This window comes from Furfurilactobacillus rossiae DSM 15814, assembly GCF_000428925.1.
Taxonomy (GTDB): Bacteria; Bacillota; Bacilli; order Lactobacillales; family Lactobacillaceae; genus Furfurilactobacillus; species Furfurilactobacillus rossiae.
Window position 1 is genome coordinate 13,998 of record NZ_AUAW01000001.1, and the last position, 26,397, is coordinate 40,394.

At 44.2% G+C, this 26,397-nt stretch carries 24 protein-coding genes, 1 tRNA gene, 1 riboswitch and 1 other annotated feature; of the genes, 16 read left to right on the forward strand and 9 right to left on the reverse strand.

What is annotated here, in order from left to right; translation table 11 throughout:
* Positions 1-46: 46 nt before the first annotated feature.
* Both G400_RS14120 and G400_RS16205 read right to left on the reverse strand, forming a co-directional pair.
* Entirely contained in the window at positions 47-949 is a 903-nt protein-coding gene (locus tag G400_RS14120; protein ID WP_017261609.1) for a D-alanyl-D-alanine carboxypeptidase family protein, read from the reverse strand.
* Between the two features lie 466 nt (positions 950-1,415).
* Positions 1,416-1,589 (reverse strand): hypothetical protein, encoded by a 174-nt coding sequence (locus G400_RS16205; protein WP_017261610.1) that lies wholly within the window; start codon positions 1,587-1,589, stop codon positions 1,416-1,418.
* Between the two features lie 239 nt (positions 1,590-1,828).
* On the opposite strand from G400_RS16205, the gene G400_RS0100140 reads away from it, so the two are divergent.
* Both G400_RS0100140 and G400_RS0100145 read left to right on the forward strand, forming a co-directional pair.
* Positions 1,829-2,380, forward strand: a complete 552-nt coding sequence (locus G400_RS0100140; protein WP_017261611.1) for a DNA-3-methyladenine glycosylase I — start codon at positions 1,829-1,831, stop codon at positions 2,378-2,380.
* A gap of 71 nt (positions 2,381-2,451) precedes the next feature.
* Entirely contained in the window at positions 2,452-4,974 is a 2,523-nt protein-coding gene (locus G400_RS0100145) for an excinuclease ABC subunit UvrA (protein ID WP_017261612.1), read from the forward strand.
* A gap of 53 nt (positions 4,975-5,027) precedes the next feature.
* On the opposite strand, the gene G400_RS16210 is transcribed toward G400_RS0100145, so the two are convergent.
* Positions 5,028-5,258, reverse strand: coding sequence for a hypothetical protein (locus G400_RS16210; RefSeq protein ID WP_152323440.1), 231 nt, complete (start codon positions 5,256-5,258; stop codon positions 5,028-5,030).
* Positions 5,259-5,371: 113 nt separating this feature from the next.
* On the reverse strand, positions 5,372-6,121 hold the full coding sequence (locus G400_RS15575; protein ID WP_017261613.1) for a hypothetical protein: 750 nt from the start codon (positions 6,119-6,121) through the stop codon (positions 5,372-5,374).
* 109 nt (positions 6,122-6,230) lie between these two features.
* Positions 6,231-6,358, forward strand: a riboswitch (SMK box riboswitch).
* Between G400_RS15575 and metK the strand changes: the two genes are divergently transcribed.
* The 3 genes from metK (at position 6,356) to G400_RS14130 (ending at position 9,751) form a co-directional block, all read left to right on the forward strand.
* Positions 6,356-7,573 carry a methionine adenosyltransferase gene (gene metK, locus G400_RS0100155; RefSeq protein WP_017261614.1) on the forward strand — a complete coding sequence of 406 codons (1,218 nt, stop codon included), beginning with the start codon at positions 6,356-6,358 and terminating at the stop codon, positions 7,571-7,573. (Overlaps the previous riboswitch by 3 nt.)
* A 104-nt stretch (positions 7,574-7,677) precedes the next feature.
* Positions 7,678-9,141 carry an MDR family MFS transporter gene (locus G400_RS0100160; protein ID WP_017261615.1) on the forward strand — a complete coding sequence of 488 codons (1,464 nt, stop codon included), beginning with the start codon at positions 7,678-7,680 and terminating at the stop codon, positions 9,139-9,141.
* Between the two features lie 121 nt (positions 9,142-9,262).
* Entirely contained in the window at positions 9,263-9,751 is a 489-nt protein-coding gene (locus G400_RS14130; RefSeq protein WP_035143407.1) for a MarR family winged helix-turn-helix transcriptional regulator, read from the forward strand.
* 65 nt (positions 9,752-9,816) lie between these two features.
* Here the strand turns inward: G400_RS14130 and G400_RS0100170 are convergent, their stop codons facing one another.
* On the reverse strand, positions 9,817-10,467 hold the full coding sequence (locus tag G400_RS0100170) for a phosphatase PAP2 family protein (protein ID WP_017261617.1): 651 nt from the start codon (positions 10,465-10,467) through the stop codon (positions 9,817-9,819).
* A 115-nt stretch (positions 10,468-10,582) separates the two neighbouring features.
* Positions 10,583-10,808 (forward strand) — a binding site (T-box leader).
* Positions 10,809-10,890: 82 nt separating this feature from the next.
* Between G400_RS0100170 and leuS the strand changes: the two genes are divergently transcribed.
* The 3 genes from leuS to G400_RS0100185 all read left to right on the forward strand — a co-directional run bounded on the left by leuS (position 10,891) and on the right by G400_RS0100185 (position 16,716).
* Positions 10,891-13,311 (forward strand): leucine--tRNA ligase, encoded by a 2,421-nt coding sequence (leuS, locus tag G400_RS0100175; protein ID WP_017261618.1) that lies wholly within the window; start codon positions 10,891-10,893, stop codon positions 13,309-13,311.
* 370 nt (positions 13,312-13,681) lie between these two features.
* On the forward strand, positions 13,682-15,943 hold the full coding sequence (locus G400_RS0100180) for a putative polysaccharide biosynthesis protein (protein ID WP_017261619.1): 2,262 nt from the start codon (positions 13,682-13,684) through the stop codon (positions 15,941-15,943).
* Positions 15,944-15,978: 35 nt separating this feature from the next.
* Complete coding sequence (locus G400_RS0100185; RefSeq protein ID WP_026017112.1) at positions 15,979-16,716, forward strand: pseudouridine synthase; 738 nt, start codon at positions 15,979-15,981, stop codon at positions 16,714-16,716.
* Positions 16,717-16,778: 62 nt separating this feature from the next.
* On the opposite strand, the gene G400_RS0100190 is transcribed toward G400_RS0100185, so the two are convergent.
* Positions 16,779-17,621, reverse strand: coding sequence for an NAD(P)H-hydrate dehydratase (locus G400_RS0100190; protein WP_026017113.1), 843 nt, complete (start codon positions 17,619-17,621; stop codon positions 16,779-16,781).
* A gap of 145 nt (positions 17,622-17,766) precedes the next feature.
* On the opposite strand from G400_RS0100190, the gene pepV reads away from it, so the two are divergent.
* Positions 17,767-19,182 carry a dipeptidase PepV gene (gene pepV / locus G400_RS0100195; protein ID WP_017261622.1) on the forward strand — a complete coding sequence of 472 codons (1,416 nt, stop codon included), beginning with the start codon at positions 17,767-17,769 and terminating at the stop codon, positions 19,180-19,182.
* Positions 19,183-19,256: 74 nt separating this feature from the next.
* Here the strand turns inward: pepV and G400_RS0100200 are convergent, their stop codons facing one another.
* The 3 genes from G400_RS0100200 to G400_RS0100210 form a co-directional block, all read right to left on the reverse strand.
* Positions 19,257-19,892 carry a deoxynucleoside kinase gene (locus tag G400_RS0100200; protein ID WP_017261623.1) on the reverse strand — a complete coding sequence of 212 codons (636 nt, stop codon included), beginning with the start codon at positions 19,890-19,892 and terminating at the stop codon, positions 19,257-19,259.
* A 142-nt stretch (positions 19,893-20,034) separates the two neighbouring features.
* On the reverse strand, positions 20,035-20,424 hold the full coding sequence (gene mscL, locus G400_RS0100205) for a large-conductance mechanosensitive channel protein MscL (RefSeq protein ID WP_017261624.1): 390 nt from the start codon (positions 20,422-20,424) through the stop codon (positions 20,035-20,037).
* Positions 20,425-20,554: 130 nt separating this feature from the next.
* Positions 20,555-21,517: an NAD(P)-dependent oxidoreductase gene (locus tag G400_RS0100210; RefSeq protein WP_017261625.1), complete on the reverse strand. Its 963-nt coding sequence runs from the start codon at positions 21,515-21,517 to the stop codon at positions 20,555-20,557.
* A gap of 238 nt (positions 21,518-21,755) precedes the next feature.
* Here G400_RS0100210 and G400_RS0100215 point away from each other — a divergent pair, with 238 nt between their 5' ends.
* From G400_RS0100215 to G400_RS0100245, 7 genes are all read left to right on the forward strand, one after another.
* A complete protein-coding gene (locus G400_RS0100215; protein WP_017261626.1) occupies positions 21,756-22,580 on the forward strand; it encodes a Cof-type HAD-IIB family hydrolase in 825 nt (274 codons plus the stop codon).
* Positions 22,581-22,585: 5 nt separating this feature from the next.
* Positions 22,586-23,194: a hypothetical protein gene (locus tag G400_RS0100220; RefSeq protein ID WP_017261627.1), complete on the forward strand. Its 609-nt coding sequence runs from the start codon at positions 22,586-22,588 to the stop codon at positions 23,192-23,194.
* 105 nt (positions 23,195-23,299) lie between these two features.
* Positions 23,300-23,383, forward strand: a tRNA-Leu gene (locus G400_RS0100225).
* Positions 23,384-23,473: 90 nt separating this feature from the next.
* A complete protein-coding gene (locus G400_RS0100230; protein WP_017261628.1) occupies positions 23,474-24,226 on the forward strand; it encodes a potassium channel family protein in 753 nt (250 codons plus the stop codon).
* A gap of 232 nt (positions 24,227-24,458) precedes the next feature.
* Positions 24,459-24,809, forward strand: a complete 351-nt coding sequence (locus G400_RS0100235) for a PadR family transcriptional regulator (protein WP_017261629.1) — start codon at positions 24,459-24,461, stop codon at positions 24,807-24,809.
* Positions 24,799-25,434 carry a DUF1700 domain-containing protein gene (locus tag G400_RS0100240; protein ID WP_017261630.1) on the forward strand — a complete coding sequence of 212 codons (636 nt, stop codon included), beginning with the start codon at positions 24,799-24,801 and terminating at the stop codon, positions 25,432-25,434. Before G400_RS0100235 ends, G400_RS0100240 begins: the two co-directional genes overlap by 11 nt.
* 2 nt (positions 25,435-25,436) lie before the next feature.
* Positions 25,437-26,357 (forward strand): DUF4097 family beta strand repeat-containing protein, encoded by a 921-nt coding sequence (locus tag G400_RS0100245; protein WP_017261631.1) that lies wholly within the window; start codon positions 25,437-25,439, stop codon positions 26,355-26,357.
* Positions 26,358-26,397 lie beyond the last annotated feature (40 nt).

Here is a 26,397-nt window from a genome sequence, read left to right on the forward strand (position 1 = left end):
AAGCGGACGTGTTTTAATTGTATGTGTCAATTGATACTAAAAAATGTTACTGGGTGATTTTTTGAAATGAGCTTGTGAATAACTGATGCGTAATTTGAAAGACCTGGTCCTTGTTAGCATAATCGGCGCCCAACACAACGGTGATCACTCGATGGTGGTGCTTTTTGGCTGTACCAACAAAACAGTTCCCCGCGCCTTCCGAAGAACCAGTTTTTAATCCATCAACAGGTGTGTCGTTAAAATGATCCGGTTGCGTGGGCAACATTCGATTCTCGGTTGGGAAGGAGCCCGATAGATCGAAATTTACGCGTGGTTCACTTGCGATACTCAATAACTGATCACCATAGTAACTCAAAGTCTTTCTAGCGACTGTCGCAACGTCTTTGGCACTCATCTTATTTTCCGCATCTTCAGGTGTACCAGGGACGCGTAAATCGCCAATCAAGTCATTGTTTAGACCGGTCACGTTAACAAGTTGGTAATGTTTCAGGTGCCACACGTGTGCCTGATGGTTAATTTGCTTAACAGCTTTTTCTTGGCTCCCAAACATTTTTTGAGCCAGTAACAATACAGAGCTATTGGCCGAATGAATGAGTGATGTGTATAACAAGTCGCGAACCGAATACTTCTTGCCAGCTTGGAGTGGCACATTGGCAAGTCTTGAATCTTGGGATAGGCTGGCAATGTTTGCTGGTGCTGTAACAGTATCCGTTAGCTTAAGTTTTCCCTGGTGGATCTTTTGCAAGGCAAAATAAACGGTAAAAAGTTTAGAAATGGATGCAATCGGGCGAACAGTTGACGCATTCTCTTCTTGGTATACATGACCAGTTTTAGCATCAAGGGCCAGTTTGGATACTGGCATTGCATCTGCCTGGACTGGCGTTGTTGGAGAGACAATTACGCCGCTCAACCCCGACAGACATAGTAGTATTAGCAAACAGCGTTTCATAATTGTTGCGACCTCCGTAATTGCTGATAACGTTGAATGACTAGAACGATGAGTGTAACGATTAACATGATTAAAATAAAGGTAGGCGAGAAGCTAGTCCAGTGAAAAAGAGTGGCCAATAAATCGTAAAATAAGTATAGCAATAACATCATCACGAGAGAAAGCAGACAGTTATACAACCACTGATACTTTTTGGGAAAACTTTTAATTTGAAAGGTTAGTTTATCAACAATGTCATTATTGGGACTTCTGCTGAAACAAGGATAAAGGGTTCAAACTGGACCAATAGTTCTTGCTTGATACATTACTTATAGAATATCATTTTTATGACAAACAAAAGTAATTGAAGTGGAATTTTTGCAAAAATTAAAAGCCAGCAATTCGTAACATTGTTGGCTTTATCAATGCAATTTTAAAAACGAAAAATGTTCTTATTCTTTTAAAAAATCGGTTCATAAAATACATTTCAGTGCAATGCAGCAATAATCAAATAGACGATGACTAACCCTAGAACAGAGTAGCCACTGTAAATACGCATTAGACGAGTGGAACGGTGTGCTAGTCGAGTTGCGACGTAACGAGCTAAGTTAAGAATCGTTAAGATGATAAAAATCCAGAACAAAATCCATAAGAATGTCATGGTGATGCCCCCTCAGCGTGGTTTGTTCCACTGGCAAAGGATTACGCCCCTTACTCAAACTGACGAGAAGCGTCGCCAATTAAAGCCAGTGGGTTCTGCACGTTTGTTATTATTCATCTTTATTGTAACCGCTTTATTTACGGATTGATAGTTTTATCACCGTTCTTTCCGGGGTGAAGTTTAGATTGAAAAACGTATAATGAAAGTAAACTATCTATCAATAAGTGGGAGGTGTGCGAATGACAATTCGGTGTGCGTGGGGTCAAGAATCAGGGTTAATGCAGACCTACCATGACGTGGAATGGGGCAAGCCGCATCGTGATGATCATGACTTGTTTGAATTAATGTGTATGGAAATGTATCAAGCTGGACTATCGTGGCGCACGGTATTAAACAAGCGGGCAGCTTTTAATGAAGATTTTGATCGTTATGACATCAAAAAGGTGGCGAACATGACCGATGCAGATTGGCAGCCGTTCTTACAGGATGCTCGAATTATTCGTAATCGGGCTAAGCTGGCCGCAACGGTAAGCAATGCGCAAGCCTTCATCAAAGTTCAAAAAGAATTTGGGAGTTTTGCAACTTATTGGTGGGCATTTGTAAACAATCAGCCACTTGTAAACAACGTGGCTACTGAAAATGATGTGCCTGCGAAGACAGCACTGTCTGTCAAAATTGCTAAGGATTTAAAGCGTCGAGGCTTTAAGTTTATGGGACCCGTGGCTGTCTACGCGTTTATGCAAGCCAGCGGACTTGTGAATGATCATCTTAATGATTGTGCGTTTAAATAGCTTGGCTCCTTGTTGTAGCGTGCAAAAGGGATGACATCAAAGCTAAGAGATAATATAGGAGGAGTGATTAAATGGCAATCCAGCATAAAGAAACGATTCCAGATAATATTGAAGTGCGTGGTGCACGAGTCAATAACCTTAAAAATGTGAATGTTGATATTCCGTTAAATGCGTTTGTCGCCATTACCGGGAGATCGGGCTCTGGGAAGTCCTCGCTGGCGATGGGGGTATTATACGCTGAAGGGACACGGCGCTATTTAAACGCACTGTCTACATATACGCGACGGCGGATTAGTCAGGTCGGCGCGGCCAATGTTGAGTCGGTTCAATACTTGCCATCTGCATTAGCGCTGCGTCAACGACCACAGGTGCCAGGTGTTCGCTCAACAGTGGGTACAATGAGTGAGAGTCTAAATGTTTTACGATTGATGTTTTCACGATTGGGGTCCACAGTCTGCCCAAACGGTCACCGTGTGCCACCGACTATTGAAGTGGCGGAAAATGATGGTTGGATTGTCTGTCCAACATGTGGCGTTCGATATCGTGGTCGTGGTGCCGAGGATTTTGCTTTTAATGCAGGCGGCGCATGTCCAACGTGTGGTGGGGTTGGTGAAGTTCGTCAAATTGCTGCTGACCGGCTTATTGGGGATGAAAATCTCACTATCCGTGAGGGAGCCGTGGCGTCCTGGCACTTAGCTGGTCGCAACTTTATGCCGTTGGTAGCGGAAGCGGTGGGAATCCCCATCGATGTACCTTATAAGGACCTGCCTGATGAAGCAAAGGATTTAGTATTACATGGCAAAAAACAGCCTTACGCCATTAACATTCCGAGTTCGAAGGGCAAAATCTTCCATATGGACAATGCAATGTACGAAAATGCCTTCAATGCCGTGGAAGATTCAATGGCCAACACGACTAACGAGCGGGCGATTGAACGGCTCAACAAGTTTTATGTGTTTGATACATGTCCAACGTGTCATGGCTCTCGTTTTGATCCAGCACTGTTAGACCAGCTTGTTGTAGGACACAACATTGCGGAAATTACCAAAATGGACTTGGATCAACTAATGAAGTTTGCGGATACGATTGTTCCGTGGTTACCCAAACGCGTTCAGCATTTAGGTACGGACCTGGTCAAAGAATTTAAAGACAGTTTGACGCCACTTACGGATTTGGGACTTAATTACCTGACGTTAGATCGTGCCGGTAACACATTGTCGACGGGTGAGTTGCAACGAATCCAATTAGGACGCACATTGCGCAGTGAAACCACAGGCGTTTTGTATGTTCTTGATGAACCCTCTGTCGGTTTGCACCCGGCTAACGTTACTGGACTGATTAAAGTTTTCCATCAACTAGTTGAGCAGGGTAATTCACTGGTGGTTGTAGATCATGATGTTAGTATCATTGCGGCCGCCGACTACGTTATCGAAATTGGCCCTGGAGCGGGGAAGCAAGGCGGACAGGTTGTCAATCATGGAACTGTTGCCACGATTCGTAAGCATGAGTCTTCCTTAATTGCGCCATTCTTAAATGGCACGGCACCAATTCGAGAACGGCCACAATTGACTGATAAACAGCTTTTTGCAAAGGGCAAATTATCAATTGAGGTAACCAATCGTTTTAATATTAGTGACGTTAAAGCGCAATTTCCCAAGAACCGGTTGTCTGTTGTGACGGGGATGTCTGGAGCTGGGAAAACAACGTTAGTGCTAGATAGTCTAATCCCTGGGATTCTTGCGGATGTTAAACATCAGCCACTGCCAAAACAGGTCAAACAGCTAGATCGAGCTAAGATTCATAATGTGGTCATGGTTGACTCTGTGCCAGTGGGTAAAAATGTCCGTTCAACCGTTGCGACTTACACGAGTGTGTTGGACACTGTTCGAAACTTATTTGCCAATACCAAAGAGGCACAAGAAAAGGGATGGACGGCCAGTCACTTTTCTTACAATTTAAATGATGGCGCCTGCCCACTATGTCATGGTACTGGCACAATAAGTATGGATGTTCAGTACTTACCAGATGTCGAGGAAATTTGTCCTCAATGCCACGGTCAACGCTATAATCAAGAAACATTAAGTGTGAAGTGGCACGATCTTTCGATTGCTGACATTCTGGCGTTATCCGTCGATGATGCACGTAACTTGTTTGTCGATGTACCAAGCGTAGCAAATACGTTGAGTGCTCTACATGACATGGGTCTAGGTTACCTTGAACTCGGTGAAAGCACCCCAACATTGTCCGGTGGTGAAGCACAGCGTTTGAAACTGGTATCACGGATGGGCCGTCGCCAGACCGGTACGTTATTTGTTTTTGATGAACCGTCTGTGGGGCTTCATCCATTAGATATTCAGCAGTTGCTGCGGGTGTTTGATCAACTCATTAATGAGGGCGCCACAGTTATTGTGATCGAGCATGATTTGGACGTCATGGCTAACGCTGACTACATTGTGGACATGGGTCCTGAAGGTGGTACGAAGGGTGGCCAGTTGGTCGCTGCTGGTACCCCAACCGAGGTAGCCCAAACGAAAGCTAGTGTAACAGGTCAGTATCTCAAGGAGAAACTGGCAGGTGGACCTGTCACGGCTTAATTTTCGGCTGTTGTTTGGAATTGATGTAGTCGCAGGTTTCATGTGGATGTCATTTAATATTTAACAATTTTTTGTAAATAGTCGGCTAAGTTGTGATAGAAGTGAAGCTGACCGGAAACAGAGTTCCATGTCGGCAACACTTGGCGGCGAGAATTTGGCCGCTTAGTGTTGCGGGATGACTTATGAGACGTGTACTTCGGCTCATAATCAAGGTTAAAGACTCCGGGTTTCAGGAGGCTGAGACCGGTCCCCTGGAACGGCGTTTCCGGTCGGCGTAACCGCATAATCCGGATCGCCAGTCATTTAAGCGTTTTAAAACTTAAGGCGGCATAAACAAAAAGAGGAGCTTTCCGAAAAAATTGAAGGCTCCTCTTTCAATTAATTAGCAGTCAATAAACTAAGCAAAAACTAAGATTAAATAGGCGAGCAGTTCGAGCACGATGTAAACTGCAGCCGTATATTGTGCTTTTAGATTAGGGTAGTTGATACTAAACCAGAACGTTATAATCACAACCGCCATCGCCAACACACCTAGCAAAGAAAAATGAAAGAATAAAATGGCTGCGATTAACAGCACACCGGTTACCGCAGTAGCGATGACACGTCGTTTGCCTTCAGTTTCAAAAATTGGCATCATAAAAAACAATTGACAGGCCACCAACGGAATTAGCTGGATTAAAAAGGTCATTGAAAGAAAACGGTTTTGGAAAAAGAAAATGGCGCTACTGATGGGAAAAGTTGACAGTAAGGCGTAAATGATGAGCCCCCAAATGTTTTGTAAGTTCAACCAGCGCATTTCGACCACTAACCAAAAGCCCGAGAACATGAGTAACATGATCAGAATTTCTAAGTTACCACGAATGATGCCAGAGAAGGCCAGAATTAGACTGATCAAAATGGGGACGTGCGCCCATAACGATTTAAAGTTGGCCTGAAACATTAAAAAAGTTGTGAGACTCATGACGATTGTATAAGCCAATAACAGTAGTTGATTGCCATGAAAGGCAGCGCCCGTAAGTCGGCCGTAATGAATCGGAAAGCTCCACCAGATAATGTTTTGGGCAATTGTGAAGATAAGCAGTGGTTGCCAAGGCATGTTGTCAAAAAAACTTGTGGCATGACGCTGTTTGCGAGTTTGCGTGGGCATAAGGGCCTCCTTTCTCAAAATGACATAATATGTTTCTATGCTAATCAACTTTATGAGCGGGGTCAACGAAATCACGTCTTTTTAACCGGTTAGTAACGTGTTACCATAAGTAAGTTATGAGTTTCGTTCCCGATAGGATAAACAGGGAACAGTTACGTCAAATTCTGATGATGTAACGGTTCTTTTTGTTTAGAGGCCTTGTAACCGGAATTTATTAGATGGGGGAAATCTTTTATGCAAGAACGTCATTTATTTACTTCTGAATCTGTTTCAGAAGGACATCCGGATAAAATCGCTGATCAAATTAGTGATTCAATTTTGGATGCAATTTTAGCTCAGGACCCACAAGCGCGTGTGGCCTGTGAAACGTCTGTTACTACTGGGCTCGTCCTCGTGTTTGGTGAAATTTCCACCTCCGCATACGTTGATATTCAAAAAACAGTGCGGGACACGATTAAGGAGATTGGCTACACCGATGCTAAGCTTGGTTTTGATGGCGACACATGTGCCGTCCTTGTCGCAATCGATGAACAGTCACCTGATATTGCACAGGGTGTTGACGATGCCTTAGAGCGTCGCGAAGGTGATGAAGATCCACTGGACAAGATTGGTGCTGGTGACCAAGGCATGATGTTTGGCTATGCGATTGATGAAACACCTGAATTGATGCCATTGCCAATTGCTTTGAGTCATGCGTTAATGCGTAAGATTGCGCAGTTACGTAAGGACGGTGTCATTGATTACTTACGGCCGGATGCTAAGGCACAAGTGACCGTTGAATACGATGATGATGGTAAACCAGTCCGTGTTGACACAGTGGTGCTTTCCACGCAGCACAACCCCGACGTTGAGCTGGATCAAATTCGCCATGATGTGATTGAACAGGTAATCAAGGCGGTTATTCCGGCTCGTTATCTGGATGACGACACGAAGTATTTGGTTAACCCAACTGGTCGCTTTGTTATTGGTGGCCCTCAAGGGGACGCTGGCTTAACTGGTCGGAAAGTTATCGTGGATACGTACGGTGGTTTTGCTCGTCACGGCGGTGGTGCATTCTCTGGTAAGGACGCGACTAAAGTGGATCGGTCTGCTTCATACGCTGCGCGGTATATTGCTAAAAATATTGTTGCTGCCGGCATGGCTCACCGTGTTGAAGTTCAGTTGGCATATGCAATTGGTGTAGCGCAACCAGTTTCTATCTCCGTTGATACGTTTGGAACTGGCAACGTGTCTGAACAAGCGTTGACTGCGGCAATTCGGAAAGTCTTTGACTTGCGCCCTGCTGGTATCATCAAGATGCTGGATCTCCAACGGCCAATTTACAAACAAACGGCCGTTTATGGTCACTTTGGTCGTCCTGATTTGGATTTGCCATGGGAAAAGACCGATAAGATTGATGCATTGAAGCAAGCTGTTGCTGACGCAGATGTTGTTGTCAACGAAAGCAAGTAGTTATTTAATTAACACAATAGCAAGACTCCCGGTGGACTGGATTACGATCACACAGACACCTGGAGTCTTTTTTTGTAAAAAACATAGCTAAAAAGGAATACACAATGAAAAATAATAAAACCAATGTTGTGTTGGTAACCATTGCACTGTTTGTGGCGACGTTTATGTCGGCAGTCGAGGGGACAATTGTGTCTACAGCGATGCCCACCATTGTAGGTGAACTGCACGGTGTGACCTTAATGAACTGGATCTTTTCAATTTATCTACTAACGAATTCGTTGGCTACGCCGATTTATGGCAAACTGTCTGATCGGATCGGCCGTAAACCGGTATTTTTGTTCGGGCTGGCTGTGTTTACGTTTGGTTCAATGATGAGCGGTCTTTCCAACTCTATGCTGACACTGATTTTATGGCGTGCTGTGCAAGGCATTGGGGCCGGAACGATTATGCCGGTTTCCTTTACGATCATTGCCGATATTTATCCATTTGAGAAACGGGCACAAATCATGGGACTGAATGGTTCGGCATGGGGCATTGCTTCGGTCGTCGCGCCGTTACTGGGTGGTTTTATCGTAGATCAGTTAAGTTGGCATTGGGTTTTCTTCATTAATATTCCGATTGGGCTCATTACGATGCTACTAATCGCACTGTATTTGCACGAGCCTAAACAAGCGGCAGCTTCCAGTCCGTTAGATGTTGCAGGTAGTGTCTGGCTGTCGGTTGCCTTATTGGGGCTAATGTATGGTTTTCAAGTGGTGGGCGAGCGACACAGCAACCTGTTGATTGTTGCTGGCTGTTTTATTATTGCAGCAGTTGGGTTATGGTTATTCATCCGCCAAGAACGTCGTGCTAGTGATCCGATTATCGATCTCAGCTTGTTTAGCAACCGGACTTTTGTGATTCAAAACGGTGTGGCTGCGCTCATTTCTGGTTTTCTGATTTGTTTTAACGTTTATATTCCAACGTGGACTCAGGGATTATTAGGACTACAGGCTGCTCAGGCCGGGTTTGCGGTTACACCCAGTTCAGTGATGTGGATCGTCGGTTCGTTTATTGCGGGCCGAGTTATCGGCAAATTACGGCCACAAAAGATTTTGTTTGCCAGTATTACAACCGTGTTAATTGGCGCAATTATCTTGGTTTTACTGCCAGGGCAAACGCCATTCTGGGGATTTTTGTTAATTTCAGCAGAACTCGGTGTTGGTTTTGGACTAACTATTACCAGTACCACGGTGACAACACAACACTTAGTTGATCCAGCGATTATTGGGATGGCGACATCCTTCAACACGTTAGCACGGAGCTTGGCGCAGACAATTATGTTGGCCGTTTACGGCATCGTGATGAACGCAACCTTGGCACATGGGGTGGCACGGAATCACGACATCAATTTACGCATGCTTAACGCGTTGATTAATCCGCATACCGCGAAAAATTTACCAGTTGCATTATTACCAACTTTGCGGCGTGTATTGGCCAGTGGTGTTCATAACGTATTCTTGGTGGCATTATTGCTAGTCATTGTTGCACTGTTAGTCAACGCTTTTGATCACCGAAAAATAAGATAAAAATGTTTAACAGTTAAGTGTATCGATATTTATTTTCTGAAATTGCTTTTTTTTGATTACTCTATGGGAACAATATGTTATGCTTTCAACAGTTAAACGGATTGTTGAATTGGGTGGAAACATGACAGAAAAAAAGCAAGACTTAGAGTTAATGCAAGGCTACATTGAAGAATACTTGTTTGTGGGCAAGTATTTAAACGAATTTGCCTCCGGACCAGCGAGTGATTTTGGAATGTCGTTTGATCAATGGTTGATTTTGACTGAAATTGCGCAGGCAGAAACACTGTTAAGCGTAATGGATCTGGCCGACATGCACCGTGTTACTCGGAGTGCAATTTCCCGTCAAGTTGCGGGATTACTTAAACAAGACTATGTCTACGAGGAAGATGACATGGCTGACCGTCGTCACAAGACACTTCACTTAACGCCTAAGGGTAGTGAAGTTGAGACTAAGTTATGGGATGTTGCCCAGGACCGTTTCAAAGGTTGGCTGGACGTTTTTGGTCGCGGTAAATTCCAAGAGACACTTGATTTCATTCGTGATTTCGAAGAAAAAATCGTGCAACGTGATCGTTGGGGGTCACGAATCAAGAAGTCTCACGAAGGTTGATTGCTAAGCATTAAAATAAGGTCGTTGATGGTAACTAATGGATTAGTTATCGTCAACGACCTTATTTATCGTTTTGCATGAATCGAAGTTGTTTTGAAAAAGAGGTATCGTGACATGAGTAATTCGGACCAGGCGAGGGCGCTTCCGGCCAAAACATCACTAGGAAAATGAACGCCGAGGTACACGCGACTGAGACAAATAGTAATAATGAGTAATGTTAGTAGTGTGTTAAAAGCGGCCCGTAAATGCAACCGGTCAACATACAGATTACACAGAATAATCAGTGAGCCATACATCAACGTGACATTCATTGAGTGACCACTAGGAAAACTAAATCCTCCAGCGGCCACTAAATGCGTAATGATTGGTCGTGGTCGTTCAACCAAGCTTTTAAGAATCGTATTTACAGCAAGGGCAAATACGCCAACATTAACAAAGAAGAAAACAGCGCCTTGATATTTCTTTCGCCACCAGAGGCCGAGTGAAAAGACGACCATCACGATCATAGTAAATTTTACATTGCCGAGCCTTGTTATATTGCGAAAGAACCACGTTCGTTCCTCAGTCACTGGGTGGCGGACAATATGGGTGCCGAATTGATCGAGTTGATGCAGCCAGCTTGCATCCGTTACGACACCGGCTAATAGGATTAGAAAAATAATAAAACAAATAATGGCAACGAGATTTCTGACGCGTTGCCAGTGTGTTTGTGACAAAACAAAGATAGTGATGACCTCCGAAGTTGTTTTAAAGCCAGTATAGCATTCTCAAGCGGATGCTGACTTGTAATGTCACGCGTATTTTGCTATGCTATGAACAATATTTTAACAAGTAAAAGTGACGGATTAGTAGTTGTGTCGTGATCTTAAGCGAGCTGACGGGTGGTGCGAGTCAGTGTTGACGACAGAATGAACTCACCGATAATCACTAAGATGGTGAACGGCGTTATCATAACGCCAGTAGCTGTTTTCGTTTGTCAGCGTTACCGACCTTAAGTGTTTACCATAATTGTTGTGGTAAGAAGATAGGTGGTACCGCGATCCGCATCGTCCTATCGGTTGTCGTTATTGATTTAACAGTGACGATAATCGACAGGGCGTTTTTTATTTGTTAATTAATTTTTTCTGGGAGGGCAAAACATGCCATACGATCATACAAAAATTGAAAAAAAGTGGCAAAAATTTTGGTCAAAGAACGATACGTTTAAAACGCCAGACTTTTCCGATAAGCCAAAATATTACGCATTAGATATGTTCCCTTATCCATCCGGTCAGGGACTGCATGTTGGTCATCCAGAAGGTTACACTGCAACGGATGCCATGAGCCGGATGAAGCGGATGCAGGGATACAATGTGTTACATCCAATGGGTTGGGATGCTTTTGGACTGCCAGCGGAACAGTATGCACTGAAAACCGGTCATAATCCAAAAGGCTTTACTGACCAAAATATCGACGTCTTCCGTAAGCAGGTTAAATCGCTGGGCTTTTCTTATGACTGGGATCGCGAAGTCAACACGACAGATCCTTCGTACTACAAGTGGACACAGTGGATTTTTGAACAGCTGTACAAACGTGGTTTAGCCTACGAAGACGAAATCATGGTTAACTGGGCCCCTGACTTTATGGGTGGCACTGTTGTTGCCAATGAGGAAGTCGTTGATGGTAAAACAGAACGTGGTGGTTACCCCGTTTACCGTGTCCCAATGCGGCAGTGGGTGTTGAAGATTACAGCTTACGCTGACCGCTTGCTGGATGACCTAGATGATCTTGACTGGCCTGAAAGCATCAAAGAGCAACAGCGAAATTGGATCGGTCGTTCAGAAGGTGCCAGCGTTCAGTTTGCTGTTGACGGTCACGAAGGCACGAAGATCGAAGTGTTTACTACCCGTCCTGATACGATGTTTGGTGTTTCTTACCTTGTGCTGGCACCGGAATACGACCTTGTTGATCAGATTACAACGCCTGACCAAAAAGCAGCCGTTGATGCTTATCGCAAGCAAATCGAGTCCAAGTCAGATTTGGAACGGACGGATTTGAACAAAGATAAAACTGGTGTCTTCACCGGCGCTTACGGGATTAACCCAGTTAACGGTGAACAGGTACCAATTTGGATTGCTGACTACGTGTTGGCTTCATATGGTACTGGTGCCGTAATGGCTGTGCCAGCGCATGACCCACGTGACTATGAGTTTGCTACCAAATTCAGTTTGCCGATCAAACCTGTTATTGAAGGTGGCGACTTGGATAAGGAAGCCTTTACTGGCGATGGTACACACATCAACTCTGGTTTTTTGAACGGGATGGATAAGAAAACGGCCATCTCAGCAGCGATTGACTGGCTAACTGAGCATGATGCCGGTGCCAAAAAGGTCAACTACCGTTTGCGGGATTGGATTTTCAGTCGCCAACGTTACTGGGGTGAACCAATTCCAGTGATTCACTGGGATGATGGTGAAACAACCTTAGTTCCAGAAGATCAGTTACCACTAACACTGCCTGACACGGACCAGCTGGAACCATCTGGAACTGGTGAAAGTCCACTTGCTAACATTGACGATTGGGTCAACGTTACGGATGAAAATGGCCGGCATGGTAAACGTGACACGAACACGATGCCACAGTGGGCCGGTTCATCATGGTATTTCTTGCGTTATATCGATCCACATAATGACAAGGCTTTGGCAGACCCTGAAAAATTGAAGTACTGGTTGCCTGTTGATTTGTACATCGGCGGTGCGGAACATGCCGTGCTTCACTTGCTGTATGCCCGTTTCTGGCACAAGGTTCTTTATGATCTCGGTGTTGTGCCAACAAAGGAACCATTCCATAAGTTGGTTAACCAGGGGATGATTCTTGGTGACAATCACGAAAAAATGTCGAAATCTAAAGGGAACGTTATTAATCCTGATGAAATCGTTGAAAAATACGGTGCTGATACGCTTCGTTTGTACGAAATGTTCATGGGACCTTTGGAAGAATCCAAGCCATGGAGTGAAGACGGCATCAATGGTTCATACAAGTGGATTCAACGCGTTTGGCGTTTGCTGATTGATGAAAACAATCATCTGCGTGATCGTGTAACAACGATCAATGATGGCAAACTGGACAAGGTGTACAACGAAACGGTCAAGAAGGTCACGGAAGACTACAGCCGGATGCACTTTAACACAGCCATTTCTCAAATGATGGTCTTTGTTAATGAAGCCCACAAGGTTGATGATCTACCAGTTGAGTACATGGAAGGCTTCATCAAGATGTTGTCGCCATTGGTTCCTCACGTTGCTGAAGAATTGTGGAGCTACTTCCATGAATCTGACACCATCAGTTACCAGCCTTGGCCAACTTATGATGCTAGCAAACTAGTAGAGGCCACGATTGAAGTGGTTCTGCAGGTTAATGGTAAAGTTAAGAGTCATGCCACAGTTGATAAAGATATCAGCAAGGATGATTTGGAAAAGATCGCGATGGCTGACGAGCACATGCAAAAGGCCATTGATGGCAAAACGGTTCGTAAAACGATCGTTGTGCCAGGCAAGTTGGTTAACGTGGTTGCTAATTAGCGTCGTTTTAATGTAAATAATGTGTCACTAATTGTTTTTTGGTGTTAAGCCAACAATTAGTGACATTTTTTGTTGAATTAGATGCGACAATCTCGGTATAATCAATGGTATTACTGCGTTTTACGTGGCTTTAGTGTTGGCCTCGAAGTAACAAGTATCAGGCAATTCAGTTACTGAGTGGCACTAGTCAATAGTATGTCGGCATGTTAGGTTTTCAATTTTCGACCATTAACTAAGGTTCATTAAAGCTTGGTTTAATAATGGCATTTAAGGTGTTTGAAACTGCTACAACGCGGTACACTAATAGTTTAAGAAAACAATTTACGCATGTTGGAAACTATCCAAATCGAAAAAAGAATTGAGAGTTTTTATGTCAAAGGAAGATCCACAAAACGAAAATAGTCAGGCAATTCCGACCAGAAAGCAGTATCGGCGGCGCCAACGTCGTGAAGCATTACTAAGCAAACTGCATTTGCAGGGGGGCCAATCGGAAGCTTCTTCAATGGCCGATTCAACAGCAACAGTTAGCCCTCAGAATGAATCAGTTACTGCATCCACGAGTCACATTTCCGATAGTGATATGGTTGCTGATTCGACTGCTGCAGTATCGAATCTTACACAGTTGAAGTCGAGCGCACAGGACAAACATGTTGCTGACAGTGCTCAATCTGAAATTGTTGAAGAAAACACAAGTGCAACATCTGATGTGAAAGCCGAACTGCAATCACAGGCTCAATCAGAGACTGAACTCGAACGTGAGGTTGAGAAAGAAGAAAAGCCACTTCACTTAGTTTCGAGTCGTTGGACGGCTTATCCTGATTCATCAGCAGAGTCGGCGATGGCTAATACTGATGAGGATACGCGTAATGCTGAGGGTTCCCAAGCGGTTCCTTTAGAACGGACCATTCCTGTTGTCCATGAAGAAACAACATCTGCTCAAACGAAAGACGATAGTAGCGACAGCGAAGATCTCGGTGAGATTGTTGAACGCCCGGGATTTGAATCGGGAGCCGTATCTGACCAAGAGCAGATTCTGCGTGGTACAGGATGGATGACGGCAGCCAGCATCACATCGCGAGTATTAGGCGCGCTGTACATTATTCCGTGGGTTGCTTGGTTTGGCACATTTTACAATCAGGCCAACGCGCTGTTTTCAAAGGGATATAACGTATACTCCATTGTCTTAATGATTTCTACTGCTGGGATTCCAGCAGCCATTTCTAAGTTGATTGCCCACTATAATGCTTTGAATGAGTATGGGGTCGGCTACCGTTTGTTCAAACGAGGCTTATTACTATCACTGGTTACGGGATTAGTGGCTGCTGCGTTGCTGTGGTTTATGGCACCAACGCAATCACTAACTACTGGTGATCCAAACGTCATCCCAGTATTACGGTCATTGACCCTTGCGGTGTTTGTTTTCCCAACATTATCGATGATGCGGGGGATGTTCCAGGGATATCACATGATGGCACCGAGCGCGATTTCTCAGTTTGTGGAACAAGTCGTACGAGTCATTTATATGTTATTAACGGCCTATCTGATTATGCAGGTTGGGTCGGCACCAGCACACAATTGGCCACGTGCTGTTGTCCAGTCGACATTTGCGGCAGGGCTGGGGGCTGTTGCTGGTATTGCCGTATTAATTTATGAAATGTGGCGTCATCGTCAGTATTTCCGTAATAAGATTGAAAACGCCAAGGGCGGCTTGGTCATTACAACTGGTCAACTGCTAAAACAGATTATCTGGCAGGCAATTCCGTTTACCATTGTGCCAAGTGCCATTGCTATTTATCAGTTATTCGATCAGGTCACGTTCTTTAGAATCATGCACGTGACTTCAAACTTAAGCTATGCCGTTCAAAACACGCTGTATGCTTACTTTGATTTCAATGCCAACAAAATCATTATGATTACAGTATCGTTAGCCTCCGCGTTAGCGGCCACTGCAATCCCGATGTTAACTGAAGCGCATACGCTAAAGGATAGTGCTTCGACTAGTCGGCAGATCAACTTTACGTTAGAACTATTCAGCTTCATCATGATTCCATCTGCCTTGGGGATGGCTGCTATTTCTGTGCCACTCTACACATTCTTTTACCATTACTCACTGGCCGGCTCATTAATTCTTGAATTTTCATCGTATTTATCTGTTTTGTTTGGTTTATTTACAGTGTTGTCGACAATTATGCAAGGCGTTGATCAAAATAAGGCAGTTATCTGGTATATGGTGGTTGGTTTGATTGTCAAAATGGTACTTCAATTTCCAATGGTGGCATTGGCACAACCATTAGGACCGTTGGCTGCAACGTTGATTGGTTTCACTGTTTCCAGTGTACTAATCTTACGTAATTTGAACCGGCATTTTGATATCGACTGGGATGGTCTTTTACATCGACTCAATCAAATTATTGTGTTCTCGTTAGTTACGTATATTGTGGCCCGATTATCTGTTTGGGGTATCGATCACGTTATGAACACGCAGTTCAAAGTAACGGCGTTCATTGAATTGTTGATTTCTGTGGTTCTCGGCGGTGGTGCATATGCTTACCTTAGTTTGCGGTTCAGACTGGCAGACAAGATGCTTGGTAACCGGGTGGAACGGATTCGCACGCGCTTTCACATTAAATAATTGATAGTTTCGGAGGTAACATTGTGTCCAAAGGCATTCGCTTAGATAAATACTTGAAAGAAATGCGGGTGGCAACGCGTAGTGAAGCGCACATGCTTATCCGTGATGGACACGTTGAGGTTAATGGCAATGTTGCTAAACAAGCACGTCAATCGATTGATCCGAATCATGATACTGTTTTAGTCGGTGGTCAACGTGTTGTCTACCAACGTTATTTTTACTTTTTGTTGAATAAACCTGTCGCAGTGGTGACGGCAACTACAGATAAGGCAGCACAAACAGTCATGGATCTCTTTAATAAAGCTGACTATCGTGATGATTTGTTCCCGGTCGGACGTTTGGATAAAGATACAACTGGGGCATTGCTGATTACGAATAATGGTGAGTTAGGGCATCGGTTGACCAATCCTAAACATCACGTGACGAAAGTTTATCAGGCCATTGTGACTGGAACGCTGACTGAAGATGATGTTGCCCAAGTTGCAGCAGGCGTTATGTTAAAAGACGGTACAGTGCTGAAACCGGCTGATATGAAATTGGGCGCATATGACTCAGTATTGGATCAAACAACGATTCAGCTTACCTTGACAGAAGGTAAGTACCATCAGGTCAAACGGATGATTGGTAGCTTTGGACAACGGGTCGTGCGGCTGGAACGCTTATCATTTGGGCCGCTTAAACTGTCCACTGGCTTGTTGCCAGGTCATTATCGGGCACTATCAGAGGATGAAGTTAACGCGCTTAAGGCAGCGGCTGACCTCACTCAGGATTAAATCAATAAAAATGAGCATCACTTTGGCCTGTCAAGAATTGGCGGTTGAGTGATGCTCATTTTTTATATTTTAGTAGATTGGGGTAACGAGTATTGTTTCATATACCAAGGAATTTCTTCGCTGATTTGTGTCGGTAGAACAACGTAGGCATTGTGCGCCAAGTCGTCAGCAATCTGGCTGTGAATATAAACGGCTGACAAGACGGCGTTGAGTTGGTCAGCAAATTGAGCGGTAAAGCCACCGACCATGCCAGCCAGAGTGTCACCCATCCCACCAGTGGCCATTGCAGGCGTGCCACCAGGATTCTCAAAAATTTGTTGGCCAGCGTAGACTTGAGTATGATGTTTTTTAAGGACAACAATGCCACCAAGTTTTGCGACAGCTTGTTGATTATTGTCTGGGGTTTGATCCTTGATTGTGATACCGGATAACCGTTGCCATTCCATTTCGTGAGGTGTGAACACAAGTTTAGCATTTGGCAATGGCAGATCGTGTTTGGCCACTAAATCGATGGCAGAACCGTCAATTGTGAGTGATTGTTGTGGTTGAACGGTCGCAAACACGCGTCTAAGGGCAGTTAACCCCGCTTCATCTGAACCGAGTCCAGGGCCGATAACGATACTGTTGGCGCTACTAATCAATTCGGTTAGGGTTGTCTCATCGTGAAAATCGGTCACCATTGCTTCCGGCATCCGGGCGTGTAACGCTGTGATATTAACGGGATCGGTCAGTGTTGTGGTCAAGCCAGCGCCGGAATAGATGCCAGCAGTTGTTGCCATGATGATGGCGCCGCCAAATTGAGCATTACCGCCGACTAAAGTTAACCTGCCGTATGTGCCCTTATGGCTATTTTCAGGACGTGGCTGAATTGTTTGACGTAAAATTGTTTCTGTTATTGGTTGAATGGACATAAGCAACCTCCTTGGTCCGCTTTCATAAAGTATAGCATGTCCTGACAAAACAGCGGGCTAAAACAGAAGCCGTAAGAGGGTGGATATGCTAGACTATAACTAGTGCTTCAACCTTAATGAAGAAACGGAGAGACGATGCATGACTGATTGGAAAGCAGAAGTTGATAAACGAAAAGCGGATCTAATGACGGATCTGCAAACGATGTTGGAGGTGCCCAGTGTTCGTGATGACAGCAAAGCCACCGATGATGCACCTTTAGGCCCTGGTCCTAAGGCCGGCTTGGAAACATTCTTGGGCATTGCTAAACGTGACGGCTTCCGCGTTAAGAATATTGATAACGTTGTTGGTTACGTTGAACTTGGTGATCCTGATGCAAAAGAAACATTGGCCGTTTTGGCACACGTGGACGAAATGCCCGCTGGAACAGGTTGGGATACCGATCCATTTACACCAACCATAAAAGATGGTAAGTTGTTCGCCCGTGGTGCGTCTGACGATAAGGGACCTGGGATGGCCGCTTACTATGGTCTGAAGATTGTTTCTGAATTAGGTTTGCCACTCAAACGTAAAATCCGTTTCATTGTCGGCACAGACGAAGAATCAGATTGGACGGGGATGACCCGTTACTTTGAAGTTGAACCAGCGCCAACACTTGGTTTTTCTCCTGATGCAGAATTCCCAATTATCAACGGTGAAAAAGGCAACATCACGCTGAAAGCTAGTTTTGAGGGCGAGCAAAATGCGGATACAGTTAACACGTTGGTTTCGTTTGCCTCTGGTGAACGTGATAACATGGTGCCTGCTGAAGCTGATGCTGTTGTGACTAGCAGTGACAATGAAGCATTTGTTGCTGCTTTCACTGCCTTTTTGGATAAAGCACCAGTTACCGGTGAAGTCACCACTGATGGCAATGGCATTCATTTACATGTTGATGGGAAAGCCTCACATGGCGCATGGCCTGAAAACGGAATCAATGCTGGAACTTATCTAGGCGCCTTCTTAGCGACGCAAACATTTGATGGTGCGGCAGCTAACTTCGTTCAATTTATTGCAGATGATGTTCACGACGACACTGTTGGCGCTCATTTAGGCGTTAAGATTACTGATGACGTGATGGGTGCGTTATCGATGAATATTGGGATTATGAACTTTAAGGATAATCATGGTGAAGTAACCTTGAACTTCCGTTATCCAAAGAACACGTCTGCAGAAGAAATCACAGCTGCTGTTGTCAAAGGTGCCGAAATGCATCATGGAACAGCGGTTGCCGGACGCGCGATGGAACCACATTACGTTTCTCCAGAAGATCCCATTGTAAAGACGTTGCTCAATGTTTACCATGATCAAACCGGTTTGCCAGCTAAAGAAGAAGTTGTGGGCGGCGGTACTTATGGTCGTTTGATGAAACGTGGGGTTGCATTTGGGGCAATGTTCCCTGGCGTTCAAGACACGATGCATCAGCCAAACGAATTTATTCCAGTTGATGATATCTATCGTGCTTCAGCGATTTACGCGCAATCAATTGCTGAATTGGCCGCCCAAACGGATGACTAGTTAGCGTTTCGCACAACATAAGTAATAAAAATACCGACCAGAAAGTTGAAATCTTTCTTGGTCGGTATTTTGGTTTAGTTGCGGATACTCTTCAAATGTTCATCGATTTCGCCAAGAACTTCAGTGACATTTTTAGGATCTTCAAGATTGTATTTTTGTAAGTCAACTTTCATTTTTGGAGAGGCGTCGTAATCGCGATACCATTCCTTGTAAGCTGACCACATTTTATAGTAGTAGTCACGCAGGGCAGGGTCATTGTCGAATTGTTCGTAATCACGGCCACGTTTTTTAATTCGGTACAGGATGGTCTCAAAATCGGTTTCTGAGTAGACCATCAAATCAGGCGCTTTTTTAGGCAATTCCTGAAGTTCATTCATCATGTTGTCTAAAAGGTTGAGGTACACTTCGAGTTCAGTATCTGAAATGTTACCTTCCTTGTTATTTTCTTTGGTGAACAAGGCATCTTCATAAATCGAGCGATCTAGCACATTGTTATCATCTGCCAATGCTTTCTTGATCATTGAAAAACGTTTGTTCAAAAAGAAAATTTGTAATAGGAACCCGTATTGTTTAGGATCCTTGTAGTAAAGCGGCAACACTGGGTTGTTACCAACGGGTTCAAAGAACGCCTTGGTATGTAAGTGGTCTGCAATTAAGCCTGTAAGAGTTGTTTTACCAACCCCAATCATTCCTGCGGTAATTATCACCATGGATATCTCCTCGCTCAAGTTTTTTAGCGCTACAACATATGGTACAACATTTTGGCTTGTCATACTGCATCTATTGCAAACAACTTAGTCAATTGTAACCATCAAAAAGCGCCGAGCTGTGAACTCGACGCCATAAAAAAAATTAGGCTTGCGGTCCTTCGTCATGATTGTTGGATGCTTTAAGCTCATCACGAATTTCCATCAGTAGGTGTTCAGTTTTGGTTTCTTTCGGTGTAACTTCCTTCCTTGGCATGATCTTATTAATTGCTTTAACCAATAAGAACACGACAAACGCGGTGATTAAGAAGGAAATAACCGAATTAATGAAACTGCCATACTTGAACTTGGCGGAGCCAACCGTGTAGGCCATTTTTGAAAAATCGATGCCGCCAATGAAAATTCCGATCAACGGATTGATTAAGGTGCTAACCAGTGATTTAACAATCGCTGTAAAAGCAGATCCGATAATGACCCCAACAGCTAAATCAATCACGTTTCCACGCGTGATAAATGCCTTAAACTCTTTCCACATGTGTCTCTTCCTCCGTATATGTAAATTGCAATAACAAACGCTAATTCATATTTTAGCGAACATTTTGCGTGCATAAAAGGGGCGTTGCCACATACGATAAAATAAATTTTAGAAAATTAATTGTGTAAACTCAAGCGTTGACGATGTGCTTAGGCTGCTCACCGTGTTCGACTGCAATGACGTTTTTTGCCACGATGGTTGCCATAGCATCCCGGGCTTCAACCGTTGCGTTACCAATATGTGGCGTCAAAGTGACATTGTCCAGTTCTTTATAACCCTCAGCAACCTTAGGTTCATTTTCGTAGACGTCCAGGGCAGCTCCGGCAATTTGGTGTTGTTGTAATGCTTTAAGCAGGGCGGTCTCGTCGATGATGGGACCCCGAGCAGCGTTAATGAGAACGGCGCTAGGCTTCATTTGCGAAATGGCAGTCGCATCAATAAGGTGATGTGTATTGTCGGTCAATGGTGCATGGATGGTGACGACATCCGATTGGCTCAATAATTCTGGCATAGTCACGTAGGTTGCGTTTAAGGCCAGTTCCTGGTCATTCGCCAACGGGTGGCGCTGTGTGTAAATAATGTGCATGCCAAATGCATTTAAGCGTGTTGCGACAGCTTGACCAATGCCACCCATCCCGATAATACCAACGGTCTTCTGATTGAGTTCATGGCCAAGGAAAAAGCGTGGTGCCCAGCCAGAGAAACCCGTTGTTCGCATCAAACGATCACCCTCAGCGACGCGACGTAGGGTGCTTAGAATCAGGGCAACCGTCAATTCTGCCGTTGAAATGGTGGAGACAACTGGGGTATTGGTGACAGGAATTCGACGCTGTTTTGCCGCCTGAACATCGATGTTGTTGAAACCGGCACCGTAGTTAGCAATTAATTTTAGTTTGGGAGCCGCCTGGATTAAATCAGCATCGACCATTGTAGACAGCGAGGTAATTAAGTAATCTGCCGTTTCGAGGTTCTTTGCTAGTGTTTCCCGATCAACGAGTCCTTTGCCGTCATAACTGTCAACGGTTAAACCGGCCTCAGTCAACATTTGCTGGGCCTTGTCAGGAAATTGAGCTGATAAATAAACGTTTGCCATGTCATAGACTTCCTTCTATACAAATATAGTGAATCACACCAACTTCATCTTACACCGTTTAGAAATCGTTTACATGATTGTCAAACCGCCTTTTTTTCGGTATGGTAGTGACAGTAGTAATACTCGCCGCCAACCGTCATTTTAGCTTATGACAGTAGCGGGTGGGTGTACGTTTAAGAAGAGCGATGGGGCAGACTTGGCGTATTAAAGTGATGACCTATCTGATGGGAGACATACTGTGATTAAAATTATTGCGAGTGATTTGGATGAAACATTATTGGATACGGATGGTTCATTAAATCAGAAAAACATTAACGCCATCAAAGCTGCCACTAAGGCGGGCGTCTATTTTGTACCAAATTCAGGTCGCGGTTATGAATCCTTCGAGGATAATTTAGTTGATCTTGGACTAGCACAACAGCCGCACCAATATAAAATTTCTTATAATGGAGCCGCTATTTTGGAAAATGCACATGACCGTGTGATTGCGACTAATGGCATTCCCTTTAACTTAGCAAAAGGCGTATTTGATGCCGGGCGGACGTTTGATCACGTCAGTTGTCATGTTTACTTATTGGATCAGCTCTATATTTATCACCAAACACCAACAGATGCCGCTTATATGGCGTCTCGCCAGGTTCCGTTTACCAAATTAGAAGAGCCGGACATTGATTTTTTGAAGAATCGCCCAATTATGAAGGTGATTTTCGAAACACCGGATGTTAAGCGTCAGCACGAACTGGCAGACCACGTTATGGCCACTTATGGTGATGGCGTGGATGTGACCTTTTCGTCTGGTCGCTACATTGAGTTTAATAAGAAGGGAGTGAACAAGGGCCGCGCCTTGTTGCAACTAGCTGATTTACTGGGTGTAGATCATGAAGATACGATGGCTGTTGGCGACAACTTTAATGATTTGCCGATGATCAAGGCGGCTGGTGTTGGCGTCGCGGTGGCCAATGCTGTTCCAGAAGTTGCCAAACAGGCTGATGTACAGACTAAGGCCACTAACGATGACGGCGCGATTGCTGAATTGGTTAATGAGTATGTACTGAAGGGATAACGTGAATGACAGATATTGAGACACAACTGGCTACGGCCCAAGATCGCAGTTTATTAATTGCGATTTATAATTTTATGGATGAGGAAACCTTCTCTGTGGGTTACGTGATGGCTCAAGATGCGACTTCGGTGTGTTTGCGGGTGATTGATCCTAACGGTGCTGTAAACGGCATACAAATCATCCAGAAGGCATTTATTTCTAAGATCCTGTTACGTTCCGATTATTTACGGAGCACGGAAGTTTGGCAACAAACGGCCATCGCTCAACATCGTGAAGACCCGTGGCAGATTGCGCAGTGGACAGATACATTGACGCTTAATCCCGATCATTTACTAGCCTCGGCGTTGCAAACAGCGCTTACCCACAAGTGGATCATTAATCTTGGAACGTTACGTCAAATTGATGACGAGACGGCAGAGGATGCGGATTTCACTGGTTTCTTAGGTGACTTTGTTGGTGACACATTGGCCCTTAATTATTTGAACCCGTGGGATTTAAGTGACGCCTGGCAGTTGGACATGAAGCTGGATGAGATTAATTATATTCGCATTGGTGCAGGCGTCTGCGTGAATATGCAGGCACTGTTTGAAGCGTATACGGATGAGCGCTTTTAACAACCATTTTGAATGCAAAACAATCTTTTAAACTGAAAATAGGACTTGCCGTCATTCTTGAGGTCGTGTAAACTAGTATCTTGTTGAAGGGAATAACTTTAACATGCCCCTGTGGCGGAATTGGCAGACGCGCAGCGTTCAGGTCGCTGTTCACCTTGGTGAGTACTGGTTCGAATCCAGCCAGGGGCATAAGAAAACATTCAGTTATAAGAAGACCGTTTCTATGTGCTAATTTATTGGCATACAGAAACGGTCTTTTTATGCAGAAAGCAGTGTGTTATGAAATCTAAAAGCAGAATTTTTAGTCAATTTTATCAGCTATTCATCATTGTTTTGGCGATTATCTCTGTGGTGCTAACGCTCTTCGATCTTACTGGTGAAATTAACTTATCTTTGGCACCATATTCAATTATTGATACTGCCATTTGGTGTATTTTTGTTGTTGATTATATCGTTGGTCTTTTCAGTGCAACATCAAAGCAGCAGTATTTCAAAGCGCATGTAATGGATCTACTTGCGATTATTCCCGTTAATGCTGTGTTTAATCTGTTTCGTTTTGCCCGTATTTTTAGGATAATTCGTTTATTACGGATATTTCGAATGGCTGGTATTATTGGCAAACTGCAGGATAAGCTTAGGAATTTCTTGCAAACAAATGGATTCATTTATTTGCTTTATGCCAGTATTGCAATTTTGCTTGTTGCTGCTTCGGTGTACGCCACTGTTGAAAAGATTTCCTTTGGCAATGCGTTATGGTGGGCGATTACGACCGCCACAACGGTAGGATACGGTGATATTTCCCCGCATACTGTCATTGGCAAAGTCGTGGCAATCACATTAATGCTGATTGGAGTCGGTTTTGTTGGCATGTTGACTAGCACGTTGACGACCTATTTTACTAAAAGGAGTCAGCGTAAAACAGCAGTCTCGAACGATGAACTGTTACGGGAAATTAAGCAGTTGCACGAAGAAAACCAGTTAATGCAACAAGAAATCAGAGAATTAAATACGTTTATCAAACGTGAGGACTAATTAAGGATTACATCGATAATTGATGCAACCCTTTTTATTTTCCAAAAGAACAAGCCTAAACGTTGACGATGGTGAATTCAAAACGAGTTTTTTATGCAGAAATAGTGAGAAACGATTTTTTAAACGATATTGTGTTGACTTTTATATTATACGACATATAATATAGTCACAAACAAAGTAGGAGACCAAATATGTTTAAAGCACACAACGCTTCAGTTAGGAGGCCAGGCTCATGAGCATTCAAGTTAGCACAGAGTTGCTAGATGGGATGGTGCTTGCGTTGCTGGATCGAGAAGATCTATACGGTTACGCATTAACACAACACATCCAATCATCCATCACAGTTTCTGAATCGACCATGTATCCAGTGCTCCGTCGGTTAAAAAAGGAAGCGTGGTTGACGACGTATGATCAACCATTTCAAGGCCGCAATCGACGGTACTATAAAATCACGACAACCGGCAAGAAACGGTTAAAAGAGATTCTGCATGAGTGGGATGCGTATAAAGACAGCTTAGATGGCATTTTTAATCCACCAGCGCACATGCAAAACAAAACGGAGGGGACAACTGATGACAACTGACGCCTACTTAAAAGAACTACAACGACGTTTGCACGGGTTAAGTGACAGCGAACGAGCAGACGTGATGGATTTTTATACGGAATATGTGGAAGACGCTAACCTGACATCGGGGGATGCCATCGTTAGTAAATTGGGGACACCAAAACAACTGGCTCGCAAAGTACTCGCCGACTACTCCATTAAGGAAAATGAGACAGCTGAACAAAAGGGCGAGCGACGAACACCACGTTCCAATGCCAACATGGTATGGATGATTATTTTGGCGATTCTGTCAACGCCAGTGACCATTCCGGCGGCTATTGCAATCGTTGCTGTGCTGTTCGCCGTAGTCGTCGTCATGATTGCACTCATTGGGTCCGGGATTGTTGTAGCAGTGGCCTTGGTTGGTGGTGCTATTGCGGTCGCTGGCGTCTCACTGTACACCGGCGCCTACATGGTCTTTACAAACTTCTTTGTCGGCATTGCTTACTTGGGCGTTGGTCTGACTGGTGTTGGTGTCATCCTGATTTTGATCCCATTATGCTATTACATCATTCGTTTCCTGATCCAGATTTCTGCAAACTTTATTCGCTTCTTGTACCGTAAATTTTCAAACCGGCGTCAACAGCCGAAGGGGGATCATTAATCATGAAGAGAACTTTAAAAATTGGCATCGCAGTGCTCATCGTTGGTTTGATCATGGTTGCTGCCGGTGCTTTTACCCACAGTTTTAAAGACGTTACGTTTAATCATCATGGACGACCAGAACTAAGAACGACGCAAACAGTCAGCAAGAAAGTGAAGGATTTTGACGCGATAAGCGTCGACTTGAAAAGCGATCAGATTCGTATCAAGGAAGGCGACACCGCTCGTGTCCAAGTTAGCAGTACTAAAGAAGCCATGCCAACAGTTAGATCGGTGGGGCACAAACTGGTTATCGAACAAAAACGTGCAGACAATTCGATGACCGGCTGGAGTTTTGGCCACAATCCTGAAGGTACATTTGGTCTTGGAACATTCAATGATGCTAAACATCCCGATCGGACCGTTGTTGTGACGGTTCCGCGGGGCACTAAACTCAACAACATTAGTATTAAAGAACGTCAAGGCGCCATCCGGATTACTGATGTTTCATCTGACACAGTCAGCATCAGCGCTCATGATGACGTGATGCTTGAACACATGACGGTCACACAGCCACTGAAAGTTAATAGTCATGACGGGAATCTTTATGTGACGGGGATGACACTAAACACACCATCCATTAAAACTGATGACGGTGCGGTTAGTCTACGAGATGTTCAATTGAACCAAGGTTCCATTCAACTGACTGACGGTACGTTCAATATGACAAATGGTGGGTTTACCGGTGCCGTTAATGTAACCAACGATGACGGCGATAATGAGATTGTTAACGCTGATCGGAATAAGGGTTATATTCTTCATGGCGACGATGAGAATAAGTTGTTTGAGCAACACAATGAAGATGGCGGCACATTGCAACAAAATGAAACGGTGCCAGACATTATGCACTTAACTACCAATGACGGTAAAAATTCCGTACAATGAAATTAACGATAATCAAACGAATAACGGGGAGGATGATTAA

Coding starts and splice junctions, on each gene's coding strand:
- G400_RS15575 (WP_017261613.1), bottom strand. CDS start 6,121: ATGCCCACGCAAACTCGCAAACAGCGTCATGCCACAAGTTTTTTTGAC.
- G400_RS16210 (WP_152323440.1), bottom strand. CDS start 5,258: ATGCGGTTACGCCGACCGGAAACGCCGTTCCAGGGGACCGGTCTCAGC.
- G400_RS0100235 (WP_017261629.1), top strand. CDS start 24,459: ATGAGCATTCAAGTTAGCACAGAGTTGCTAGATGGGATGGTGCTTGCG.
- G400_RS14130 (WP_035143407.1), top strand. CDS start 9,263: ATGACAGAAAAAAAGCAAGACTTAGAGTTAATGCAAGGCTACATTGAA.
- mscL (WP_017261624.1), bottom strand. CDS start 20,424: ATGTGGAAAGAGTTTAAGGCATTTATCACGCGTGGAAACGTGATTGAT.
- G400_RS0100230 (WP_017261628.1), top strand. CDS start 23,474: ATGAAATCTAAAAGCAGAATTTTTAGTCAATTTTATCAGCTATTCATC.
- G400_RS0100145 (WP_017261612.1), top strand. CDS start 2,452: ATGGCAATCCAGCATAAAGAAACGATTCCAGATAATATTGAAGTGCGT.
- leuS (WP_017261618.1), top strand. CDS start 10,891: ATGCCATACGATCATACAAAAATTGAAAAAAAGTGGCAAAAATTTTGG.
- G400_RS0100200 (WP_017261623.1), bottom strand. CDS start 19,892: ATGGTGATAATTACCGCAGGAATGATTGGGGTTGGTAAAACAACTCTT.
- G400_RS16205 (WP_017261610.1), bottom strand. CDS start 1,589: ATGACATTCTTATGGATTTTGTTCTGGATTTTTATCATCTTAACGATT.
- G400_RS0100240 (WP_017261630.1), top strand. CDS start 24,799: ATGACAACTGACGCCTACTTAAAAGAACTACAACGACGTTTGCACGGG.
- G400_RS0100220 (WP_017261627.1), top strand. CDS start 22,586: ATGACAGATATTGAGACACAACTGGCTACGGCCCAAGATCGCAGTTTA.
- G400_RS14120 (WP_017261609.1), bottom strand. CDS start 949: ATGAAACGCTGTTTGCTAATACTACTATGTCTGTCGGGGTTGAGCGGC.
- G400_RS0100210 (WP_017261625.1), bottom strand. CDS start 21,517: ATGGCAAACGTTTATTTATCAGCTCAATTTCCTGACAAGGCCCAGCAA.
- G400_RS0100140 (WP_017261611.1), top strand. CDS start 1,829: ATGACAATTCGGTGTGCGTGGGGTCAAGAATCAGGGTTAATGCAGACC.
- metK (WP_017261614.1), top strand. CDS start 6,356: ATGCAAGAACGTCATTTATTTACTTCTGAATCTGTTTCAGAAGGACAT.
- G400_RS0100245 (WP_017261631.1), top strand. CDS start 25,437: ATGAAGAGAACTTTAAAAATTGGCATCGCAGTGCTCATCGTTGGTTTG.
- pepV (WP_017261622.1), top strand. CDS start 17,767: ATGACTGATTGGAAAGCAGAAGTTGATAAACGAAAAGCGGATCTAATG.
- G400_RS0100180 (WP_017261619.1), top strand. CDS start 13,682: ATGTCAAAGGAAGATCCACAAAACGAAAATAGTCAGGCAATTCCGACC.
- G400_RS0100160 (WP_017261615.1), top strand. CDS start 7,678: ATGAAAAATAATAAAACCAATGTTGTGTTGGTAACCATTGCACTGTTT.